Raw genomic sequence first — 21,288 nt, forward strand, 5'->3', positions numbered from 1 at the left:
CGCCCCTGCTGCCCCCGGTCGCGCGCGACGACACCGTGCCCGTGGAGGACATCCTGGGCAAGACCGAGGTCACCGTCCCCGTCCTGGACAACGACGAGGACCCCGACGGCGCCGCGAGCGAGCTCACCGTCACCACCGACGCGACCACCGCGAGCGTCACCTCCGACGGCGAGCTCACCGTCACCCTCACCGAGGGCCGCCAGGTCATCACCTACACCGCGACCGACATCGACGGCCTCACCGCCAAGGCCTTCGTCAAGGTCCCCGGCCTCACCGACCAGGCCCCGACCCTCCGTCCCGGCATCACGCCCCTGGAGGTCGTGAGCGGCGAGCCGCTGCCCATCGACATCACGGACTACGTCCTGGTCGTCGAGGGCAAGACTCCCCGGCTCACCACGGAGGAGAAGGTCACCGCGCTCGAGGGCACGCGCGAGGTCCTCTCGACCACGGAGATCACCTACACGTCCGCGGCGGACTACGTCGGCCCCGCCGCCGTGACCTTCGAGGTCACCGACGGCTCCGGTCCCGACGACCCCGACGGCCACACCGCGCTGCTCACGCTGCCGATCAGCGTCGTGCCGCCGGAGAACCTGCCGCCGGAGCTGTCGACCCCGACGCTCGACGTCGCGGCGGGCGAGGAGGCCTCGATCGACCTCGCGCGCTTCGCGACCGACCCCGACGGCGACCCCCTGACGTTCAAGGCCACCGGCCAGGCGCAGGGCGTGACCGTGTCCGTCGAGGGCACCACGCTGCGCGCCCAGGCGACCCCGGACGTGCCCAAGGGCTCGGTCGTGCAGGTCCCGATCACCGTCACCGACGGCGAGCACCCCCCGGTCGAGGGCACCGCGACCCTGACCGTCGTGGCCTCGACCCGGCCCCTGGCCCGCGCCAACCCCGACACCGTCGACGACGCCCACCAGGGCAAGGCCACCACCGTGCCCGTCCTGGCCAACGACTCCAACCCCTTCCCCGACACCCCGCTGGAGATCGTCGGCGCGAGCGTCGAGACGGGCAGCGGCGACGTCTCGTACAGCGGGGGCGACGTCGTCGTGACGCCCGCCGACTCGTTCGTCGGCGTCATGGTGGTCGTCTACCGGATCCAGGACGCGACGAAGGACCCCGACCGCATGGTCGAGGGCCGCGTCCAGCTCAAGGTGCTGGGCAAGCCCGAGGCGCCCGCGACCCCGCAGGTCGTCGAGGTCCGCTCCAAGACCGTCGTGCTCACCTGGGACCCGCCGAACAACAACGGCGCCGACATCACCGGCTACACCGTGCGCTCCCAGAACGGCTACGAGAAGGCCTGCGGCACCACCACCTGCACCCTCGACGGCCTGACCAACAACGTCGAGTACACCTTCACCGTCTACGCGACCAACGCCGTCGGCGACGGACCCGCCTCCCCGGCCTCCGCCGTCGCCCGACCCGACGAGAAGCCCGACCCGCCCGCCGCACCCACCCTCGAGTTCGGCGACAAGTCGCTCACGGTCACCTGGACCAACAAGACCTACACCGACCGCTCGCCGATCGAGACGGTCGACCTCGAGATCTCCCCGGCGCCGAAGGGCGGCGCCGTCCAGGTCACGGCGCTCTCGGGCACCCAGTACGTGTGGAACGGGCTCGAGAACGGCACCGCGTACAGCGTCCGGGTCCGGGCGAACAACCTCGCCCCCGACCCCTCGGACTGGGGCGAGTACTCGGCCGAGGAGATCCCGGCGGGCCTGCCGGACGTCCCGGAGACGCCGAGCGCGGTCCGCGCCGCGGACTCGCCGCTCAACGGCGGCTCGATCGACGTGTCGTGGAAGGCGCCGTTCGAGAACGGCGACGCGATCAAGGGCTACACCCTGCAGCGGTACAAGAACGGCTCCCGCGACGGCGCCGCGCTCTCCCTCACCGCGACGAGCCACAAGGCGACGGGCCTCGACAACGAGTCGTCGTACACGTTCACGGTGACGGCCGAGAACAAGGCGGGCCGGACGGCGGAGAGCGCGGCGTCCGCGGCCGTGGTCCCCTACGGGCGCCCCGAGGCTCCGCCCCGGCCGAGCGTGCAGAACGTGGGCGGCGGGGGGCAGGACAGCGGCATCCCGCGCGTGTCCTGGGGCGCCGCCGACGCGAACGGCAGCCCGATCACGGGGTACACCGTCACCGCGTCGCCCGGGGGCGCGAAGAGGGACGTCGCCGGCACGTCCGTCGACTTCACGGGCCTCCCCGCCGGGAACTACACGTTCACCGTCACCGCGACGAACAAGGGCGGCACGTCCACGTCGAGCCCGGCGTCGGGGCAGATCAGCGCGTACGGCAAGCCCAGCGAACCGGGCGTGTCCGTGTCCCGACTGAGCGCGACCTCGGGCCGCTTCTCGATCTCCGCGCCCTCGTCGAACGGCGGCAACGGCGTCTCGCGCTACAACTGGCAGATCGAGGGCGGGTCCAGCGGCTCGGGGCAGACGGTCGACGTCGGGAACGACTACGACCAGACGTTCCGCCTCCGGGCGCAGGCGTGCAACGCCGCGGGCTGCGGAGCGTGGAGCGGGTGGGCGACGCACCGCACCGACCCGCGCCCGGTCCCGCCGACCGTCTGGGTGACGCGCGGTCCGCAGCGCAACACGCAGCCCGGCTTCGGCAACTGCACCGGCCACATGTGCACGGTCTTCCGGGTCAACGCGAACTCGACCTTCCCGTCCGGCACCTACACCTTCCGGTGCTACTACGACGGCAACCAGGTCGGGGGCTACTCCTGGACCGAGTACCTCGCGGCCGGCAGCTACGTCGACCTCGGGTGCATCCTCGGCAACCCGTACGGCACGCAGCGCACCGCGACGGTGACGGTGAGCATCTCGCCGGGGAACGGCGTGACCGTCGAACCGAAGCCCTGGCCCATCCTGTGACGCGGTCCTGAGACGGCAGATCTGCCGTCGGCGAATGAGCCGACGGCAGATCGGCCTCCTCGCGAGGCCCGGGCGGGCGCAGGGTGGTCGCATGACCACGCACCTGACCGGCCGACCCGCCGTCGGCGACCACCACCGGACCCCGCGCGCGGAGGCCGCCGCCCCGGCGGCCTCGTCGTTCGACGACCAGCTCACGACGCGCCTGCTCCACCAGCGCATCGTCGTCCTCGGCACGGCCGTGGACGACGCCGTCGCGAACCGCCTGTGCGCCCAGCTCCTCCTGCTCTCGGCAGAGGACCCGCGCGCGGACGTCGCGCTCTACGTCAACTCCCCCGGCGGCTCGGTGAGCGCCGGCCTCGCGATCTACGACACGATGCGGCTCATCCCCAACGACGTGTCGACCGTCGCGATGGGCTTCGCCGCGAGCATGGGCCAGTTCCTCCTGTGCGCGGGGACGCCGGGCAAGCGGTTCGCGCTGCCGCACGCGCGGATCATGATGCACCAGCCGTCGGCCGGGATCGGGGGCACCGCCGTCGACATCGCGATCCAGGCGGAGAACCTCGTGTACACCAAGGGGCTCATGCACCGGCTCCTCGCGGAGAGCACCGGGCAGTCCGTCGAGACCATCGCCGACGACTCCGACCGCGACCGCTGGTTCACCGCGCAGCAGGCGCTCGAGTACGGGATGGTCGACCGGATCGTCGAGAGCGTCGACGACGTCCGCCCCGCCCGCGCGGCCCGGAAGGTGGGTCTGTGATGGCGAGCTACACGATCCCGACCGTGGTCGAGCGCACGCCGCTGGGCGAGCGCGCGTTCGACGTCTTCTCCCGCCTGCTGTCCGAGCGCATCGTGTTCCTCGGCACCGAGATCGACGACGGCGTCGCGAACGTCGTCATGGCGCAGCTCCTGCACCTGGAGTCGGACGCCCCGGACCAGGAGATCGGGCTGTACATCAACTCCCCGGGCGGCTCCGCGACCGCGCTCATGGCGATCTACGACACGATGCAGTTCGTCCGCTGCGACGTCTCGACCATCTGCATGGGTCAGGCGGCCTCGGCCGCGGCCGTCCTGCTCGCGGCGGGCACGCCCGGCAAGCGGTTCGTGCTGGAGCACTCGCGCGTCCTGCTGCACCAGCCGTCGGGCGGCGGGGAGGGCACGATCTCGGACCTGTCGATCCAGGCCGAGGAGATCCTGCGGATCCGGTCCGAGACGGAGGAGGTGCTGGCGCGGCACACGGGCCAGACCGTGGAGCGCCTGCGCGCCGACACCGACCGCGACCTGGTGCTCACCGCGCGCCAGGCCGTGGAGTACGGCGTCGCGGACGCCGTCGTCACCTCGCGCAAGCTCGCCGCGGCGGCGTGACGCCCGACCGCGGGGGTGACCCGGGCGTCGTCAGCCGCGTCGTCGGAACCACGACCGGCGGCGCGGCTCGGGGGTCGTCTCCGCGGGCGACGGCTCGGGCACGGCCGGGTCCGGCGCCGCGGCCGCAGGCTCGGGCGCGGTCGGCTCCTCCGCCGGCGGCTCCGGGACGGTGAGCGCGGGCGCCGTCGGCGCCGAGGCGGCAGGGTCTGCCGAGGCCGGCTCCGACGCCGCGGCCTCGGGCTCCGCCGCTGCGGCCTCGGGCTCGGCGGCCAGGGGCGCGGCGGCCTCGGGCGCAGCGGCCTCGGGCGCGGCGGTCCGTCGGGACGACGCGGAGATGCCCGCGATCCGTCCGCGCTCGTCGAACCGCACGGTCACGGTGCCGTCGGGCACGTCCAGCACGACGGCGCCGGTCCCGTCCTCGACGGCCGGCAGGCCACGTGCGCTCGCGTAGGACGCGACGGCGCGCCGGTGGTCGACGACCGTGACGGACAGCAGCCCTTCGCTCAGCGTCCGCACGACGCGCGGCACGCTCGGTGCCGGCAGGGCGAGGTCGGCGTCGTCCAGGAGGAACCACGCCCGCGTGCCGCCGCCGACGGGGGCGCTGTAGTGGGCGAACGAGCCGGTCACGGCCTTGGCCGCGAGCGCGAGCCGGTGGGCGAGGTCGTCGGCCAGCGGGAGCTCCGGCTCGGCGGCCTCGCGCAGCCCGGTCCGGCGCGTGCTCTCGGCGGCGGTGAGCACGGCGTCGGGGAAGCCGTTGACGTTCTGCCACGCCCACATCCACGTGCCCGGCCCGGGCGCGGCCGTGCCGAGGAACTGGAGGCGGCACGTCGCGGTCCCGCCGTCGGGCGCGGTGAAGGTGAAGACCCCGGTGGTCAGGTCGGCGGCCCATGCGTCGTCGCCGTGGAGGTCCGTCAGGTGGAGCTGGTGCTCGTGGGAGAGGAACGCGGCGTCGTCGACGAGGTCCTGGAGGGCCGGGACGTCCTGGGCTGCCGTGCCGTGCGCGGTCTGCGGCTCCGTCATGGACCGACGGTAGCGGCGCGCACGGCGCCGGGCCCCCGCACGACACGCGGTGCGACGGGACCGCCGCTCAGGCCGCGAGGAGCAGGACGTCGCCGGCGCGCGCCGTCGGACGTCGGAGCGTCTCGGCGACGGGGAGGTCCCGCACGGGCTCGCCCACCGGGGCGACGTGCCGTGGCGCGGAGAGAGCACCGCGCTCTCGCGCGGAGGACAGCACGCGGACGGGCGCGAGCGGCCGGAGCTCCTCGCCCGTGCGGGCGACGAGGTCGACGAGCCGCAGGCCGAGGGCGCCGCACACGGCGGCGAGGACCTCGGACGACGCCTCCTTGCGCCCGCGCTCCACCTCGGACAGGTAGGCGGTGGAGACGCGCGCGGCGGCCGCGACGTCGACGAGCGTGCGCCCCTGCGCGAGCCGCGCCCGCCGCAGGATCCCCCCGATGACGTGGCGCAGGAGGGGCTCCGCCCGTCCGCCCGCCCGGGAGCGGGGGCTGGGCGTCACCCCGTCCGGCACCACGTCCGGCAGCGTGCCCGGCACCGCGCTCGTCGCGTCCATGCGTTCACGCTACCCGCGGCCCACCCGGGTGCCGAGGCACCCGGGTGGGTATCTGCTGCTGGCGTAAGGCCGGGCGCACGACGCGACGCCGGCCGCGCGCGCGGCCGGACGGGTCACCAGCGCTCGAGCGACCAGGCCATCTGCCAGAAGCGGATCTCGTGGCGGCAGCTCAGCTCGAACGCGCGCTCCATGCGCGCGCGCTCCGCCTCGCCCGCGTCCGCGGCGAGCGCGTCGAGGCGTGCGCGCAGGTCCGTGAGGACGTCCTCGGTACGCTCGGCCGCGTAGAACTGCCACCAGCCCGCGAGCGGGTGGTCGTCGCCGAGGGCGCCGGGCATCGTCTCGCGCTCGCCGAGCCAGAAGCGCCGCGCGGACCAGATGTAGGTCCACGGGCACGGCAGCAGCGCGGCGAGCAGCACGCCGAGCGAGTCGCGGCCGGCCGCCGTCATGTGGTCCACGTAGGCCTGCGCGCTCGGCGCGAGGCGGTGCGTCTGCGCCTCCTCGTACGTCACGCCGAGGAAGTCGCACATCGCGTGGTGCGCGTGCGACTCGTCGTCGAGGAGGAAGCCGGCCTTGTCGTGGAAGTAGGCCGCCCACGACCGGTCGGGCGCGAGGGCCATGCCGAGGCCGTAGCAGCGCAGGTAGGCCGTGAGGTACTGGTGGTCCTGGCCCACGTAGTGGCGGACCGCGGCGGGCTCGACGGAGCCGTCGCGCAGCCCGGCCAGGAAGGGGTGGTCGTAGAACGTCTCGAAGAGGTCCGCGTACCGGCGGGCGAGATCGGCGGTGAAGCCGGTCTCCTCCTGCCGGACGAGCGCGGTCGGGTCGTCCGCGAGGACAGGGTTCAGGGTGATGGCAGCAGGCGTCGTCATGCCCACGTTCCTCCGCTCGTGCTAGCGAGATCAGGTTCGACGGGTCCGGGCGGCCGTACCGCTCGTCTCAGTCCCTCGGCCCGGGCCGTGGCCCGGGCGGGACGCCCCGCGTGGTTCGCGCCGACCCTAGCAAGGACGGCGCCGGTGCGGGAGCCCTCGCCACGGTGTGGGAATATAGTTGTAGCGACAACAAGTTGGAGGAGACATGACCACGAGCACGCCGGGCGCGCCGACCGACCGCCTCCTGTCCCCGTCCACGAGCATGGACGCCGTCACGCTGCGCGTGGGCGACCTCGAGCTCATGACCTCGTACTACACGGGCGCGTTCGCCCTCGCCCCGCTCGAGGAGCGGTCGCGCGGCGCGGAGGTGCACCGTGTGCTGGGCCGCGGCCGCACACCCATGCTGCGCCTCGTGCACACGCCCGGGCTGCCGCCCGTCGACCCGCGCCAGGCCGGCCTGTTCCACACGGCCTTCCTGTTCGACGACGGCCCGAGCCTCGCCGCGACCGTCTACCGCGCCGCGCAGGACCGCCGCGGCACCTTCGTCGGGTCGAGCGACCACCTCGTCAGCGAGGCGTTCTACTTCACCGACCCCGAGGGCAACGGCGTCGAGCTCTACACCGACCGCCCCCGCGAGACGTGGGTGCGCGAGCACGGCCAGATCCTCATGACGACGACGTTCCTCGACCCGAACGCCTACCTGCGCACGCACCTCGACCAGGAGACGTTCGACGCCGGCCCCTCGCTCGCGGGCCGCGTCGGCCACGTGCACCTCCAGGTGGGCGACGTCGCGACCGCCCACGCCTTCTACGTCGACGCCGTCGGCTTCGAGGCGACGCTCACCGGGTACAGCGGGGCGCTCTTCGCGTCCGCGGGCGGGTACCACCACCACGTCGCGATGAACGTGTGGAACAGCGCGGGCGCCGGGCCCCGCGCCGCGAGCCTCGGGCTCGGCGACGTCGCCGTCACGGTGCCGGGCCGCGAGGACCTCGACGCGCTCGTCGCGCGCCTCCGCGCCCGCGGGCTGGAGCACGCGGACGACGGCCGCTCCGTCGTCGTGCACGACCCGTGGGGCACGCGCGTGACGCTGTCCGTCCCGGGTACCACGACCGAGGAGCTGCTCGCGCGCTGAGGCGCGGCGCCCCGGGCACGGAGCGCGCGCCCGGGGCACGAGGCGCACGATGGGAGGACCCGCCGAGCGCACCGAGGAGCGACCGTGTTCCGCAGCCTCTTCCCCGTCCTCACCGTGGCCGACCTCGACCGGTCCCTCGGCTTCTACCGCGACCTGCTGCGCGGGACGGTCGAGTACGCGTTCCCCGACGACGGCCCGCCCGTCTACGTGAGCGTGCGCGTGGGCCGGTCGCCGCTCGGGCTCGGGCAGGGCGACCCGCCTCCGGCGGACACCCGCGTCGTGCTGTGGGTGTACGTCGACGACTGCGACCGCGCCGTCGAGCACCTCGCGGCCGCGGGCGTGCCCGTCCTGGAGCCGCCCGCGGACCAGCCGTGGGGCGAGCGCGTCGCGCGCGTACAGGACCCGGACGGCACCGTCGTGATCCTCGGCCAGGAGGCCGCTCCCCCGGCCGAGCCGGAGGGCCCGACGGGGCTGTCCTAGCCCGGGGAGGCCTGGCGCCTCGGAGCCGACCGCCCGTCGGCATGGTGCCCCCACCGGGACTCGAACCCGGAACACGCCGGGTTTAAGCCGGCCGCCTCTGCCAGTTGGGCCATGGGGGCGCGGGCCGAATCTACCGCGCGCGCGGGGCTCCCCGGGCCCGTCGGCACGACGGCCGCCCGCTCGGGACCCGGACGCGACGAGGGGCGAGCCGCACGCGCGGCTCGCCCCTCGTCGTCGGGCACGACGGCCGGGCCGGGGCCCGGCCGCGACCTCAGGAGGCCTTCGCCGCCGGCGTCCGGTCGTCGGCGTCGACGGTGCCCGCACCGGACTCCGCCGCGGCCGCCGAGCCCTGCGCGGTCTGCTTGACCGGGTCGCCGTCCTTCTTGGGCGGGACGGACGCGGCGCGGAACTCCGCGCGCGGGTCGTGCAGCGAGCCGAGCGACACGAGCTCGCGGCCCATGAGGAACTGGCCGATCCAGCCGATGAAGATGCGGATCTTGCGGTTCCCCGTCGGCATCGCCATGACGTGGTAGCTGCGGTGCATGAGCCACGCGAGCGTCCCGCGGAGCTTGAACACGCCGAACAGCTCCGCGACGCCCTTGTACAGGCCGAGCGACGCGACCGTACCGACGCTCTTGTGGCGGTACTCGACCGGCGGCTCGCTGTGCAGCTCGAGCGCGAGGTTGTCGGCGAGGCGCGTGGCCTCGCGGATGGCGTGCTGCGCGTTCGGCGGGCAGAACTTGCCCGGGTTCAGCACGTCCGGGACGGCGGCGCAGTCGCCCGCGGCCCACGCGTTCGGCACGACGTTGCCGTCGGCGTCCGCGACCTGGAGCGTCGGCAGCACCGTGATGCGGCCCAGCTTGTCGACCGGGAGGTCGGACGACTCCTTGAGGACCGGGTTCGCCTTGACGCCCGCGGTCCACACGATCGTGTCGGAGTCGAACTCGACCCCGGTCGACGTGACGACGTGGCCGTCCACGCACGACGACAGGAACGTGCTGAGGTGGAACTCGATGCCGCGCTTCTTCAGCTCGTCGAGCGCGTACTGCGCCATGGGCTCGCTGAGCTCGGGCAGGATGCGGCCCGCGCCCTCGATCATGACGAAGCGGAGGTCCTTCTCCTCGATCGTCGCGTAGTTGCGCGTCGCGTAGCGGGCCATGTCCTCGATCTCGGCCAGCGCCTCGATGCCCGCGAACCCGCCGCCGACGAACGTGAACGTCAGCATGCGGCGACGCAGCTTCTCGTCCCACGTGGACGACGCGACGTCCATGCGGTTGAGCACGTGGTTGCGGACCGCGATGGCCTCCTCCACGTTCTTGAAGCCGATCGCGTTCTCCGCCAGGCCCGGGATGGGCAGCGTGCGCGACACCGAGCCGAGGCCGACGATCAGGTGGTCGTACGTGACCGAGTAGTCGTCGCCCTCCTCCGGGTGGATCGTCACGCGGCGGTCCGTGTGGTCGATCGCGACGACCTTGCCCTGGAGCACGTCGACGCCCTTGAGCGCACGGCGGTGCGGCGCGACGACGTCGCGGCCGTCGATCGAGCCCGCGGCCGCCTCGGGGAGGAACGGCGCGTACGTCATGTACGGGCGCGGGTCGACGACGACGATCGCCGCCTCGCGGCGACCGAGCTTCTTGCGCAGCCGGCGGGCGGCGTACAGACCCACGGAGCCGCCGCCGAGGACGACGACGCGGGGCACCTTGCGGGGCCGCGGCGAAGCGGTCTGGGCACGGCTGACCGAGGTCAGGTCATTCTGAGGCATGGTTCCAGAGTATTACCGGTTGCGGCACAGGCGAGCCGGAGCGTCCGCCTGACGGGCGTGACGCGCCCCACGCCGCGCGGACGGACGGGGGCAGAGGCGGGCACACGCGGGCAGAGGCGACATTCCGCAGGGCCCGGGACCGGGGTGGTGCGCCGCCGTCCGCCGTCGGCGCACCACCCCGGGCCTGCCGGTCAGCCGATCGCGCCGACGACGGGCGTCGGGCCGGTCGGTGCGGGCGGCACCCCGCCCGCGGGCGGGGTCGCGGGGGCCTCCTGCGACGGCGCCGGGTCACCCTCGGCCGGCGCGTCGCTCGCCCCGCCCGTGCCCGACGACGTCTCCCCCGTCCCCACGCTCGACGGCACCGCGGTCGGTGCCTGGAGGAACGGCCACGGCATGTCGCGCGTGCGCGTCCCCGTCGCCGGGACGGGGCGGCCGTCGCCCTCGGGGTACTCGACGTCCTCCTCGGCGACCGCGCGCAGCGGGTAGACGTTCCATCGCTCGCGCCCGTCCGTCGCCAGGGCGGGCTGGAAGTACCACGTGCCCTCGACGTCGGGCACCGCCCACGCCCCGGAGGCACCCTCCTCGGTGATCGTGCGGACCTGGCGGCCGCGGTCGTCGAAGACCTGGACGTCGCGGAGCGGCTCGCCCGCCGCGTCGTAGACGAAGAGGTTGGACACCTGCGCGCCGTCGACCCACACGCCCGCCGTGCCCGGGGAGTCCCCGCTCCCGAACGACACGCTGCTCACGAGGCCGCTGCTCGCGTCGCTGCGGCCCTGCTCGTAGCCGCGGTCCCACGCGTACGGGCTCGACGCGCTCGCCGAGGCGGCGACGAGGACGGCGGGCACGGCCGCGACGGCCGCGGCGACCGACAGCGGACGGCCGACCTTCCGCAGCCCGCGGGTGGGCAGCCACCGGCCCCGGCCCCACTGCACGCTCACGACGACCGCGATCAGCACGACGACGCGCGCGGACAGGTCCGGCGGGAGCACGGCCACCTGGTATCCCGCGACCAGGGCGAGCAGGAGCGTCGCCACGACCCAGCCGCGCAGGACCCACCACGCGGGCGTGAGGGCGCGCAGGAACTCGGCCGTCGAGGCCCACTGCGGCGACGAGGTGACGGGCTGCCACCCCGCGCGCCAGTCCGCCGCGAGCATCTCGCCGAGCCCGGCCAGCCGACGGCGCAGCCCGGGGCGCGGGCCCCGCGCGGCGCCCGGGGCGACGGGAGGCAGGCCGGCCGCGGTGCGCAGCTCGGCGGCGTACTCGGCGGGCGGACCGAAGAACGCGACGAGGTCGAGGCCGGTGTCGTCGAGCGCCCCCGCGCCATCCGTGCCGTCCGTGCCGGCCGGAGCGCCGTCGGACGACGCCGAAGCGGGGGCTCGGCGCGGGAGCGCGCCGGGCGCGTCGACGACCGCCTCGGCGAGGTCGGCCTCGAGCCCGTCGGCGAGCTCCTCGACCTGGTCGGGGCGCAGGTCGGCGAGGTGCGCGCGCACCTGCTGGGCGTAGGCGTGGACGTGCCCGTAGAAGGCCCGTCCGACGGGCGCGCCGGCGGGCGGCTGCGCGGGGGTCGTCGTGCTCATCAGGCGGCCACCTCTCCGGTCCGCAGCAGCGCGGACACGGTGCCCGCGAACGTCTGCCACTCCTTGCGGTGCAGGTCGAGCATGGCCCGGCCCTGCGGGTTGATCCCGTAGTACTTGCGGTGCGGCCCGGCGTCGGACGGCACGACGTAGGTGGTCAGCGCCCCGCCCGCGTACAGGCGCCGCAGCGTCCCGTACACGGACGCGTCCCCCACGTCCTCGAGCCCCGCCGCGCGCAGGCGCCGCACGACGTCGTACCCGTACCCGTCCTCGGCCTCGACCGCGGCGAGCACCGCCGCGTCGAGCACCCCCTTGAGCAGCTGCGTGGTGTCCATCCGTCCCTCCGTCGGGCGTGGCCCCGGTCCGTCCCGGTGCTCGGCCACCGGGATCACGGGATGCACACTACCGCGCGATGCGCAGTACCGTGCACACGACACGCCCCTCGCGCGGACACGCCGGAGCCCGGGCCGCGGGCACCGGCGTGTCCGGTGCCGCGACGCCGGGCTCGGCGGTCGGGCAGGAAGGGCCGTCGGGGCGGCCCCGGGTCAGGCGAGCGACCAGGCGATGCCGTCGAGGATGTCGTGCTCACTCGTCACGACCTCGGTGAGCGACCCGCCCGCGGCGGCGACGTCGTCGCGCACGCGGCGCACGACCTCCGACCACACGAGCGCGCCCGCGCCGATGACGTCGACCCGCCCGGGGTGCATGAACCCCAGGGCGGTGCGCTCGGCGCGCGTGCGGTGCAGCAGGTCGTCGCAGGCCGCGAGCACGGTGTCGACCGGCAGCACGGACCCGTTGATCCGGTCGCGGTCGTACCGGGCGAGGCCGAGCGCGTGGGCCGTGACCGTCGTGACGGACCCGGCGAGCCCGACGAGCGTCGCCGCCTGCCCGAGCGGCACCACGCGGGCCGCGTCGTCGAGCGCGGCCCGCGCGTCCGCACGGGCCGCCTCCTCCTCCGCGGGGGTCGGCGGGTCGGAGCGCAGGTGCCGCTCCGTCATGCGCACGCACCCCACGTCCATCGAGTACGCGGCGTCGGGCGTCGTCGTGCCGAGCACGAGCTCCGTCGAGCCGCCGCCGAGGTCCACCACGACGTAGGGGCCGGGGCGCACGGCCGCGACGGTCGACGTCGCCCCGCGGAACGACAGCGCCGCCTCCTCCTCGCCCGAGACGACCTCGGGCTCGACGCCGAGCGCGTCGAGGACGCCCGCGACGAACTCGTCGCGGTTCTCGGCGTCCCGCGTGGCCGACGTCGCGACGAAGCGCGTCCGCGTCGCGCCCAGGTCGGCGATCACCTGCGCGTAGCGACGCGCGGCGTCGAGCGTGCGCGCGAGCGCCTCGGGGGCGAGGCGGCCCGTGCGGTCGACGCCCTGGCCGAGCCGGACGACCTCCATGCGGCGGTCCAGGTCGACGAGCGTCCCGGCCTGCGGGTCGACGTCGGCGACGAGGAGGCGGATCGAGTTGGTGCCGCAGTCGATCGCCGCCACGCGCGAGGCGCCGGGCGGGACGGGGGCGGGCGAGGTGGCCGGCGCGGTGGTCGCGCCCGGGTCCCGGGTGAGCGGAGAGGTGGAGCCAGAGGTCATGCGTCCAAGCGTGCCACGCGGTCAGCAGGTGCAGCGGTCGGGGCGCCACACGTCGCGCACGCGCTCGAGCGCCTCGTCGCCCAGCGGGTTGACGCCCGGGCCGGCCGCGAGCGCGTGGCCCACGAGGACGTGCAGGCACTTCACGCGCGTGGGCATCCCGCCCGCCGAGATGCCGTCGATCTCCTCGACGTGGCCGAGCGCCTCGCGCTGCGCGAGGTAGTGCTCGTGCGCGCGCCGGTAGGCGGCGGCGAGCTCCTCGTCCTCGGTGAGCCGCTCCGACATCTCCTTCATGACGCCGTTCGCCTCGAGCGTCGACGCGGCCGCGACCGCGCCCGGGCTCGTGAGGTAGAAGGTCGTGGGGAACGGCGTGCCGTTCTCGAGCCGCGGCGCCGTGCGGACGACGAGCGGACGCCCGCACACGCACCGCGCGGCGATGCCGACGACACCGCGCGGCGTGCGCCCGAGCTGTTCCGCGAGCGTCTCGAGGTCGCGCTCGGAGACGACGGCGTCCGGGTCGTCGGCAGGGATGGCCAGGCGGGCGTCGGGCACGGGACTTCCTTCGGGTCGGTCGGCGGCGTCGGGACGACGCCTCACCCATTCTCCCCGCTCGGCGGAGCGTCCTCGTCGCCGGCCGGTTCCTCGCCCGCGGGCGCGGTCCCGTCGGGCGTTCCCGCGTCGTCGCCCGCGGACGCGCGCGGACCGCCCGCGACCTGCACCGACTCCCAGATGGCCTCGTACCAGGGCGTGCCCTCCTCGTACCCCCGGACGGGTCCGTGCCTGATCGTCCGCCCGGTCTGCGGGTCGGTGTCGTCGACCACCGTCTCCGGGTCGAGCACGCGCCACGGCCGCTCCCCCGGCATGACGAAGTTGAGCCGGTCCCGCGCCTCGCGCTCGACGTACGCCTGGTCGTCCCAGCGGGCGAGCTCGGCCTCGAGCTCGGTGTGCTCCGCCTGCGCCTGCTCGAGGCCGGCGCGCAGCTCGCGCAGCTCCCCCGTCTGGTTGACGTACGCGCGCAGCGTCGGCAGCAGGAGCACCGCGGCGAGGAGCACGACGACGGACAGGACCAGGGTCCGGACGGTCACCACCTCGGGCAGGAGGAAGCCGTAGCGGCTCCGACGCCGGTCCTCGGGCGCCGGGCCGGCGGCACGTCGCGTCGACGTCGCGCTGCTCGGTCGGGCGGCGGGGCGGCGCGCTCCGGACGACGACGGGGTCCGGGCGGTCGAGCCGCCGCCCGGGGACTTCGCCGAGGAGCCCGACGCCGTCCGCGGGGCGCCCGTGGACGCCGGGCGCGGGCTCGCGGACCCCGACGACGCGGAGCGCTTCGTGGGCTTCGTCCCGGACGTGCCGCGCGCGGGCCCGGAGCCCGGCCGCGCGGGGGCACCGGGGCGCGGGGGACGACGCGAGGACGGCATGCCCCGATTGTGCTGCCGCGAGAGGCGGCGCGCCGGGAGCACGCGCGGTGCGCCCGCGAACGTGAGGCGATCGACACGACTTCTTCACCCGCCCGGACGCGCCGGAGCCCGGCGAGCCGACGAGCGGCCCTCCGGGCTCCGGGTGCCGGGTCACCCCGGCGGGGTCGTGCGCGACCGACGGTCAGCCGCAGGTCAGCCCTGCACCGTCCAGCGCGGGAACGCGCCACGGCCGGCGTAGCGGGCGGCGTCGTCCAGCGCCTCCTCGATGCGCAGGAGCTGGTTGTACTTGTTGATGCGCTCGCCGCGGGCGGGGGCGCCCGTCTTGATCTGGCCGGCGTTCGTCGCGACGGACAGGTCCGCGATCGTCGTGTCCTCGGTCTCGCCCGAGCGGTGCGACACCATCGCGGTGAAGCCGTTGCGCTGCGCGAGCTCGACGGCGTCGAGCGTCTCGGTGAGCGTGCCGATCTGGTTGAGCTTCACGAGGAGCGAGTTCGCCGCCTTGAGCTCGATGCCCTTCGCGAGACGCTCCGGGTTGGTGACGAACAGGTCGTCGCCGACGATCTGCACCCGGTCGCCGACCTCGGCGACGAGCTGCGACCAGCTGTCCCACTCGTCCTCGGACAGCGGGTCCTCGATGGAGACCAGCGGGTAGTCGCGCACGAGCTGCTCGTAGTAGGCGATCATCTCGGCCGGCGTCTTCGCGCCGCCCTCGAACTGGTACGCGCCGTCCTTGAAGAACTCGGTCGACGCGACGTCGAGCGCGAGCGTCACGTCGGTGCCCGGCGCGAAGCCGGCCTTCTCGATCGCGACGAGGATGAGATCGAGCGCCTCGCGGTTGCTCGCGAGGTTCGGCGCGAAGCCGCCCTCGTCGCCGAGGCCGGTGGCCAGGCCCTTCTCCTTGAGCACGGACTTCAGCGCGTGGTAGACCTCGGCGCCGGTGCGCAGCGCCTCGCGGAACGAGGACGCGCCGATCGGGGCGACCATGAACTCCTGGATGTCCACGTTCGAGTCCGCGTGCGACCCGCCGTTGAGGATGTTCATCATCGGCACGGGAAGGACGTGCGCGTTCGGGCCGCCGACGTAGCGGTACAGGTCGAGGCCCGCGCTCTTCGCGGCGGCCTTCGCGACGGCGAGCGAGACGCCGAGGATGGCGTTCGCGCCGAGCTTGCCCTTGTTCGGGGTGCCGTCGAGGTCGATGAGGGCGGCGTCGATGAGGCGCTGGTCCTCGGCCTCGAAGCCGATGAGCTCCGGGGCGATGTCGTCGATCACGGAGTTCACCGCGCCCTCGACACCCTTGCCCAGGTAGCGGGACTTGTCGCCGTCACGACGCTCGACGGCCTCGAACGCACCGGTCGACGCGCCCGAGGGCACTCCGGCGCGGGCGAACGTCCCGTCGTCCAGGACGACCTCGACCTCGACGGTCGGGTTTCCGCGGGAGTCGAGGATCTCGCGCGCTCCAACGGCTTCGATGCTGGCCACAGGTGCTCCTTCGGGGCAGGGCTGCGGGCGCTTCGAACGGTGGTGGCGGACCCGGGCAGGGAAACCCGGGACGCCGCGTGCGCGCCCGCGACGATGGTGGGTTTACGACCACAGCCTAGTGCCCGGTTGTGACCTGCGCCGCTGCGTCCGGTCCGTGGGCCCCGGGTCGGGGACCTGCGCGTCGACGATCGGGACGAACGTCCCGCCTCAGCCCTGCACCGCCGGGCCGGGCTCCGTGGGCGCCCCTGCCGACGTCTCGGCCGCGACGATCCGCGCTTCGACACGCCGCAGCTCGCCCCGCAGCGCGGCCTCCGCGTCGAGCCCGTCGGCCTCCGCGCGGGCCACGAGCGCGAGCAGCTCGCGCCCGAGCCGCTCGTCCGACGTCGGGCCGGCGCCGTCCGCGCCGGCCGCACCCGGCTCGGTGCCCGACGGCGCCGCGAGCGCCGCGCCGACGACGTCGCCGAGGCCGCCGCGCCCGGCCCGGGACAGGACCTTCTGCGCGCGGGCGAGCGCCCCCTGCGTGTGCGAGATGCCCTCGAGCACCGACGAGCGCTGCTTCTCCGCCTTCTTGATCGCGTCCCACTGCCCGTGCAGGTCGGTCGCGTCGGCGTCCGCGAACACGTGCGGGTGGCGCCGCACGAGCTTCGCCGCGAGGTCGGCGGCGACGTCGTCGACGGTGAACGGGTCCGGCTCCTCGCTCGCGATGCGCGCGTGGAACAGCACCTGCAGGAGCAGGTCGCCGAGCTCCTCGCGCATCCCGGCGCGGTCGTCGGTCTCGATGGCGTCCGCGAGCTCGTGCGCCTCCTCGAGGAGGTACCGCACGAGCGAGACGTGCGTCTGCTCGCGGTCCCACGGGCACCCGCCCGGGGAGTAGAGGCGGTCCATGACGGCGACGACGTCGCGCAGCGGGTCGGTCGCGGTGCCGGGCGCGCGGTCGTGCGTCGGCTCGTGCGGGTCCGGGGCTGCCGAGGGCTCGGGGGCGGTCACCGCCTCATCGTAGGTTCGCCGGGCACGCGGTCGCCGTCGGTCGAGCGTGCCGTCGCTGCCTGGCCCCAGCACGCGGTCGTGGCCCGGGCTGGGCCACGACCGCGTGGTGGGGATGGCGGCAGCGCTACGACCGCCAGGTGTCCGACAGCGTCACGGAGCCGTCGGCGCCGACCGTCGCCGTGCGGTTGCTTCCGCTCTCCCAGACGACGTTCCCGCCGCCGTCGCGCTTGACGTACTTGTACTGGAAGGTCGTGCCGGCCGGGAGGTCGACGCGCGCGGTCCACACCGGGTAGGCCGACGACGACAGCGGGACGCCGTTCGCGGGCGCCCAGGAGCCGAGCGCCGGGATGCTGCCGACGACGTGGACCGTCTGGCCCCACGTGGTGGTGGCGGTGACGGAGAACGACGCGTCGCCCTGCCCCTCGACCGGCCCGCCCGGCGACCCGCCGCCGTCGCACGGGTCGCCCGCCGTGACCGTCCCGCCGGAGACGGCGACCGCGGCGCCGGACAGGGAGTAGTCCTTGCCGCCGTTGCTGTCCCAGGCGCCCGAGCCGTTCGTGAAGGCGGCGGTGACGGTCGCGGCCGCGCCCGTCGCCCCGCTGGGCAGGCTGATCTGCCGCGAGACCCAGCCCGTGCAGGCCGCCGTCATCGGGACCCCGGGGACGGCGGTCCAGGCGCCCGTGCCGACCTTGTAGTGGACGTTGTACGCGTTCCAGCCCTTGTCGGTCGCGTAGTAGACGGTCGTGGTGCCGGCCGGGTCGACGGGCCCGGGGCCCCCGGTGCCGCCGTCGCCGCGCGCCCCGACGTGGAGCGCGAGCGCCCCGTACGCGGGCACCGTCGCCGTGAAGGTGCCCGAGCCGGAGACGGAGACGGTCTTCGAGCAGTCCTTCGACGACACGACGTCGCAGTACGTCCCGGCGGGGAGCGAGGTCTGGTAGGTGCGCGTCACGGCGTTCGCGGAGTTGTTGATCGTCACGTAGCCCTTGGCGCCTCGCCCGTAGGCGATGTGGTTGTTCCCGTCGTCCCACCAGCCCGTCACCGGGGTCCCGGCGACCGCGTTGTGGAAGCCGACCATGCCCGCGATCTCGGTCCAGCGCTGCGTGCAGACCCAGGCGCTGTCGGCACAGCTCGCGTCGGGCACGGAGGTGGCCGAGGCGCCGGGCGCACCCGCGTCCTTGTCGCTCCACGTGTAGCCCGAGTAGACGCTCGGTGCGCCGTAGGGCCACGAGAGCATGAACGCGTTGGCGAGCCGGTACTTGGCGCCCCACTTGTAGTTCATCGTCTCGCCGTTGCGCTCGGTGTCGTGGTTGTCGACGAAGACGCCCGCGCGGTCGGAGGGGAGCTTGTTGTCGCCGATGGTGCGCAGGTCCTTGATCTGGCCGTCGAACCGGGACTTGAGCTCGCGCGCGTAGAAGAACTCGTGCGAGTCGCCGGAACCGAGGTACTCCGAGGGCTGGATCGGCTCGCCGCTCGCGCCGATGACCTCGTGCACCCAGAAGACGTTCGGGTTCGTGAGCCGCGCCTTGATCGCCGCGAGGTCAGCGGCCGGGATGTGCTTCGCGGCGTCGATGCGGAAGCCCGAGACGCCGAGCGACAGGAGGTCGTTGAGGTAGCCCGCGATCTTGCCGCGCACGTAGTCGGAGCCCGTCCGCAGGTCCTGGAGCGAGACGAGGCGGCAGTTCTGGACGTTGTACCGGTCGCCGTAGTTGCTGATGTTCGACCGGCAGTCGTTGAAGTCGTTCGGCCCGTACGGGACGCCGGGGAAGCTGTCCACGGAGTAGCTCGTCCCGCCGGTCCCGGTGCCGGACCCGGTGTCGGCGCCCGCCGTGTGGTTGACGACCGCGTCGACGATCACGCCCACGCCCGCCGCCTTGCAGGCGCTCACCATGCGCTGGAACTCGGCGCGGGTGCCGAGCTTGGACTCGAGCTTGTAGCTGACGGGCTGGTAGGAGGTCCACCAGGCCGTGCCCTGGATGTGCTCCTGCGGCGGCGAGACCTGGACGTAGCCGAACCCGGCCGGGCCGATGGTGCTGGTGCACTCGGCCGCCACGGAGTCCCACGTCCACTGGAAGAGGTTGAGGATCACGTCGCCCCGTCCGTTCGGGGAGTCGACGACGGGCGTCGGCACGGGCGGCGCGGCCGCGGCGGGTGCGGCGACCGGGACCGCGGCCAGCGCCGCGGTCAGCGCGAGGGCCGCCGAGGCGCCCGCCGCGAGGACGCGGCGCAGGCGGCCGCCGCGCGGGCGGGCGGGGCGTCCTGCGGGGACGGGGATGGGCGCCGGGGGTCCGGCGAGGTCGGTGGTGCGCGTCATTGCAGCTCCTTCGAGGATGCGGCCGCCCCTCGCTCGGCGTCGAGCACGGACGGGCCACGCGGTGATGACGAGCGCCCCGGGGTGGCGGGCGCGACCGGCACCTGCGGCTTTGCAGGATGTTTCCGGATGTTGCTGCAACCTTACAGAGGCAGGCGCGGGCTGTCACGACCTGTGTCGACGGGTCGTGCGGACGGGTCGTGCCGGTGCGGCGGCGGCCCGGACGGCATAGCGTCGGAGGACGAACCGAGAGGAGACGCCATGGGAACCAAGCGCCGGTGGAAGGACCTGACGAAGGGTCAGCGGATCGCCGTCGGGGTCGTGGGAGCCGCCCAGGTCACGCTCACCGCCGCGGCGTACCGGGACCTCGTGCGTCGGCCGGCGGAGCAGGTGAACGGGACCAAGCTCGCGTGGGGCCTCGCGCTCCTCGTCAACTGGGTCGGGCCCATCGCCTACTTCCTCGACGGCCGCAAGAGCTGACCGCGGGAGGGCTCAGCCCTCGACCGTGAGCCCGGCCGTCGGCTCCAGCAGCGTCAGCGCGCGCCGCAGCGCCGTGCTCGACGTGTGCACCGTGTAGGGGAAGTAGACGACCTCGACGCCCACCTCGGCGAAGCGACGCTCCAGCTCCGCGCCCTTCGGGGTGCCGCGCCAGTCGTCGCCCTTGAAGAAGACGTCGAACGGGCGCTGGCGCCAGGTCTCGAGCTTGTCGGGCTGGGTCTCGACGAACACCTCGTCGACGAACCGGACGTGGCGGACGATCTCCGCGCGCTCCGTGACGGGGACGACCGGGCGCCGGCCCTTGGCGAGCTCGAGCATGTCGTCGTCCACGACACCCGCGACGAGGTAGTCGCACTCGCTGCGGGCGTGCCGGAGGACGTTGAGGTGCCCGACGTGGAACAGGTCCCACGCACCGGGGGCGTACCCGACCTTCATGCCCGTCCTCCCGTCCTCGGCCGCGCGCCCCGCACGGCGAGGGGGCCGCGTCCAGGCTAGGACCGGGAGGAGGCCCGCAACCACGCCCTGCGAGGGTGAAGAAGGCGGCCCACCGGGTGAATTGTGGGCACGACGAGCGCGTGGGAGCGCACCCGCCCGCCCGCCCGGCAGGGGCCCGATCGCTGCGTGCTACCTTCGGTCGGTCGCCTTTCCGGACGACGTCCCCGCGCACCGGAGGGAGTGCCGACCTCAGTCATGCCGTCCCAGGTCCTCACCGTGTGCACCGGGAACGTCTGCCGCTCCCCCACCGCCGAGAGGCTGCTGAGCATCCGCAGCGACACGAGCGTCACGGTGTCGAGCGCCGGGACGCACGCGCTCGAGGGGGCACCGCTCGACGAGCCGATGGCGCGGCTGCTCGCGGCACGCGGCCTGGAGGCGGCGACGCACACCGGGCGGCAGCTCACGGCGGCGATGATCGAGCAGGCGGACCTCGTCCTCACGATGTCCCGGGCCCAGCGGGCCGCCGTCGTCACCCTCGTCCCGCAGGCCGTCCGACGCACCTACACGCTCCTGGAGCTCGCCGCGCTGCTCTCGGCGATCGACCTGCCCGTCGACCCGGACGAGAGCGACGCCGACCGCATCGCCCGCCTCCCGGAGATCGCGAGCGCCCAGCGCGTCCGGACGATCACCCCCCGCACGCCACTCGACATCCCGGACCCGCACGGCCGCTCCGAGCGGGCCTACCGGCAGGCGTTCACGACGATCGACACCGCGGTCGCGGCGGTCGCCCGCGTCGTGCACCCGCCCGCCGCCCGGCGCCTCGAGTGGTCCCCCACCCTCACCGAGCGGGGCGCGCACACGCCGCCGTTCCCCGGCGGCGGCGACGGCACCGACCCCACCGGACGCGGCGGCAGCAGCTCCCCCCGGCACGGCGGCCGGCGGAGCTGGCGCCTGCGCTGAC

At 74.6% G+C, this 21,288-nt stretch carries 20 protein-coding genes, 1 tRNA gene and 1 riboswitch; of the genes, 7 read left to right on the forward strand and 14 right to left on the reverse strand.

What is annotated here, in order from left to right:
- The 3 genes from MT994_RS15215 to MT994_RS15225 form a co-directional block, all read left to right on the forward strand.
- The coding region (locus tag MT994_RS15215; RefSeq protein WP_354806937.1) for a fibronectin type III domain-containing protein at positions 1-2,882 on the forward strand (2,882 nt) is incomplete at its 5' end.
- A 91-nt stretch (positions 2,883-2,973) separates the two neighbouring features.
- Positions 2,974-3,639, forward strand: coding sequence for an ATP-dependent Clp protease proteolytic subunit (locus MT994_RS15220; protein WP_043659111.1), 666 nt, complete (start codon positions 2,974-2,976; stop codon positions 3,637-3,639).
- A complete protein-coding gene (locus tag MT994_RS15225; protein WP_009866251.1) occupies positions 3,639-4,244 on the forward strand; it encodes an ATP-dependent Clp protease proteolytic subunit in 606 nt (201 codons plus the stop codon). The genes MT994_RS15220 and MT994_RS15225 overlap by 1 nt, the downstream gene beginning before the upstream one ends.
- Positions 4,245-4,274: 30 nt before the next feature.
- Here the strand turns inward: MT994_RS15225 and MT994_RS15230 are convergent, their stop codons facing one another.
- The 3 genes from MT994_RS15230 to MT994_RS15240 form a co-directional block, all read right to left on the reverse strand.
- Positions 4,275-5,264, reverse strand: a complete 990-nt coding sequence (locus MT994_RS15230; protein ID WP_354806938.1) for a DUF6882 domain-containing protein — start codon at positions 5,262-5,264, stop codon at positions 4,275-4,277.
- Positions 5,265-5,331: 67 nt separating this feature from the next.
- Positions 5,332-5,760 (reverse strand): helix-turn-helix transcriptional regulator, encoded by a 429-nt coding sequence (locus tag MT994_RS15235; protein WP_269467729.1) that lies wholly within the window; start codon positions 5,758-5,760, stop codon positions 5,332-5,334.
- Positions 5,761-5,927: 167 nt separating this feature from the next.
- Positions 5,928-6,680: a TenA family protein gene (locus MT994_RS15240; protein ID WP_354806939.1), complete on the reverse strand. Its 753-nt coding sequence runs from the start codon at positions 6,678-6,680 to the stop codon at positions 5,928-5,930.
- A riboswitch (TPP riboswitch) is annotated at positions 6,671-6,799 on the reverse strand. Its footprint overlaps the gene before it by 10 nt.
- 86 nt (positions 6,800-6,885) lie before the next feature.
- On the opposite strand from MT994_RS15240, the gene MT994_RS15245 reads away from it, so the two are divergent.
- The gene (locus MT994_RS15245) at positions 6,886-7,812 is read left to right on the forward strand and encodes a VOC family protein (protein WP_061268676.1); all 927 of its coding nucleotides are present in this window, start codon (positions 6,886-6,888) and stop codon (positions 7,810-7,812) included.
- Positions 7,813-7,896: 84 nt separating this feature from the next.
- Positions 7,897-8,292, forward strand: coding sequence for a VOC family protein (locus tag MT994_RS15250; protein WP_354806941.1), 396 nt, complete (start codon positions 7,897-7,899; stop codon positions 8,290-8,292).
- A gap of 42 nt (positions 8,293-8,334) precedes the next feature.
- Here the strand turns inward: MT994_RS15250 and MT994_RS15255 are convergent.
- The 10 genes from MT994_RS15255 to MT994_RS15300 all read right to left on the reverse strand — a co-directional run bounded on the left by MT994_RS15255 (position 8,335) and on the right by MT994_RS15300 (position 19,397).
- A tRNA-Leu gene (locus tag MT994_RS15255) sits at positions 8,335-8,411 on the reverse strand.
- Between the two features lie 152 nt (positions 8,412-8,563).
- Positions 8,564-10,054, reverse strand: a complete 1,491-nt coding sequence (locus MT994_RS15260) for an NAD(P)/FAD-dependent oxidoreductase (protein WP_034651900.1) — start codon at positions 10,052-10,054, stop codon at positions 8,564-8,566.
- Between the two features lie 191 nt (positions 10,055-10,245).
- The gene (locus MT994_RS15265) at positions 10,246-11,631 is read right to left on the reverse strand and encodes a hypothetical protein (protein WP_354806943.1); all 1,386 of its coding nucleotides are present in this window, start codon (positions 11,629-11,631) and stop codon (positions 10,246-10,248) included.
- Positions 11,631-11,963, reverse strand: coding sequence for a PadR family transcriptional regulator (locus tag MT994_RS15270; RefSeq protein WP_034651541.1), 333 nt, complete (start codon positions 11,961-11,963; stop codon positions 11,631-11,633). Before MT994_RS15270 ends, MT994_RS15265 begins: the two co-directional genes overlap by 1 nt.
- Positions 11,964-12,173: 210 nt before the next feature.
- Entirely contained in the window at positions 12,174-13,208 is a 1,035-nt protein-coding gene (locus MT994_RS15275; RefSeq protein ID WP_354806944.1) for a Ppx/GppA phosphatase family protein, read from the reverse strand.
- A 21-nt stretch (positions 13,209-13,229) separates the two neighbouring features.
- Entirely contained in the window at positions 13,230-13,757 is a 528-nt protein-coding gene (locus tag MT994_RS15280; protein WP_232322731.1) for a DUF501 domain-containing protein, read from the reverse strand.
- 41 nt (positions 13,758-13,798) lie between these two features.
- A complete protein-coding gene (locus tag MT994_RS15285; protein ID WP_354806945.1) occupies positions 13,799-14,620 on the reverse strand; it encodes a septum formation initiator family protein in 822 nt (273 codons plus the stop codon).
- Positions 14,621-14,812: 192 nt separating this feature from the next.
- On the reverse strand, positions 14,813-16,099 hold the full coding sequence (eno, locus tag MT994_RS15290; RefSeq protein ID WP_021483383.1) for a phosphopyruvate hydratase: 1,287 nt from the start codon (positions 16,097-16,099) through the stop codon (positions 14,813-14,815).
- A gap of 207 nt (positions 16,100-16,306) precedes the next feature.
- Positions 16,307-17,086 carry a MazG family protein gene (locus MT994_RS15295; RefSeq protein ID WP_354806946.1) on the reverse strand — a complete coding sequence of 260 codons (780 nt, stop codon included), beginning with the start codon at positions 17,084-17,086 and terminating at the stop codon, positions 16,307-16,309.
- 124 nt (positions 17,087-17,210) lie between these two features.
- Positions 17,211-19,397 (reverse strand): carbohydrate-binding module family 20 domain-containing protein, encoded by a 2,187-nt coding sequence (locus MT994_RS15300; RefSeq protein ID WP_354806947.1) that lies wholly within the window; start codon positions 19,395-19,397, stop codon positions 17,211-17,213.
- A gap of 258 nt (positions 19,398-19,655) precedes the next feature.
- Between MT994_RS15300 and MT994_RS15305 the strand changes: the two genes are divergently transcribed.
- A complete protein-coding gene (locus tag MT994_RS15305; RefSeq protein ID WP_021483198.1) occupies positions 19,656-19,874 on the forward strand; it encodes a PLD nuclease N-terminal domain-containing protein in 219 nt (72 codons plus the stop codon).
- Positions 19,875-19,886: 12 nt separating this feature from the next.
- Here MT994_RS15305 and MT994_RS15310 read toward each other — a convergent pair whose 3' ends face one another.
- Positions 19,887-20,327, reverse strand: coding sequence for an adenylyltransferase/cytidyltransferase family protein (locus MT994_RS15310; protein WP_021483197.1), 441 nt, complete (start codon positions 20,325-20,327; stop codon positions 19,887-19,889).
- A 255-nt stretch (positions 20,328-20,582) separates the two neighbouring features.
- On the opposite strand from MT994_RS15310, the gene MT994_RS15315 reads away from it, so the two are divergent.
- The gene (locus MT994_RS15315; RefSeq protein ID WP_354806949.1) at positions 20,583-21,287 is read left to right on the forward strand and encodes a low molecular weight phosphatase family protein; all 705 of its coding nucleotides are present in this window, start codon (positions 20,583-20,585) and stop codon (positions 21,285-21,287) included.
- Position 21,288: the final 1 nt, after the last annotated feature.

The sequence above is a fragment of the Cellulosimicrobium sp. MI9406 genome (genome assembly GCF_040595865.1).
Taxonomy (GTDB): Bacteria; Actinomycetota; Actinomycetes; order Actinomycetales; family Cellulomonadaceae; genus Cellulosimicrobium; species Cellulosimicrobium funkei.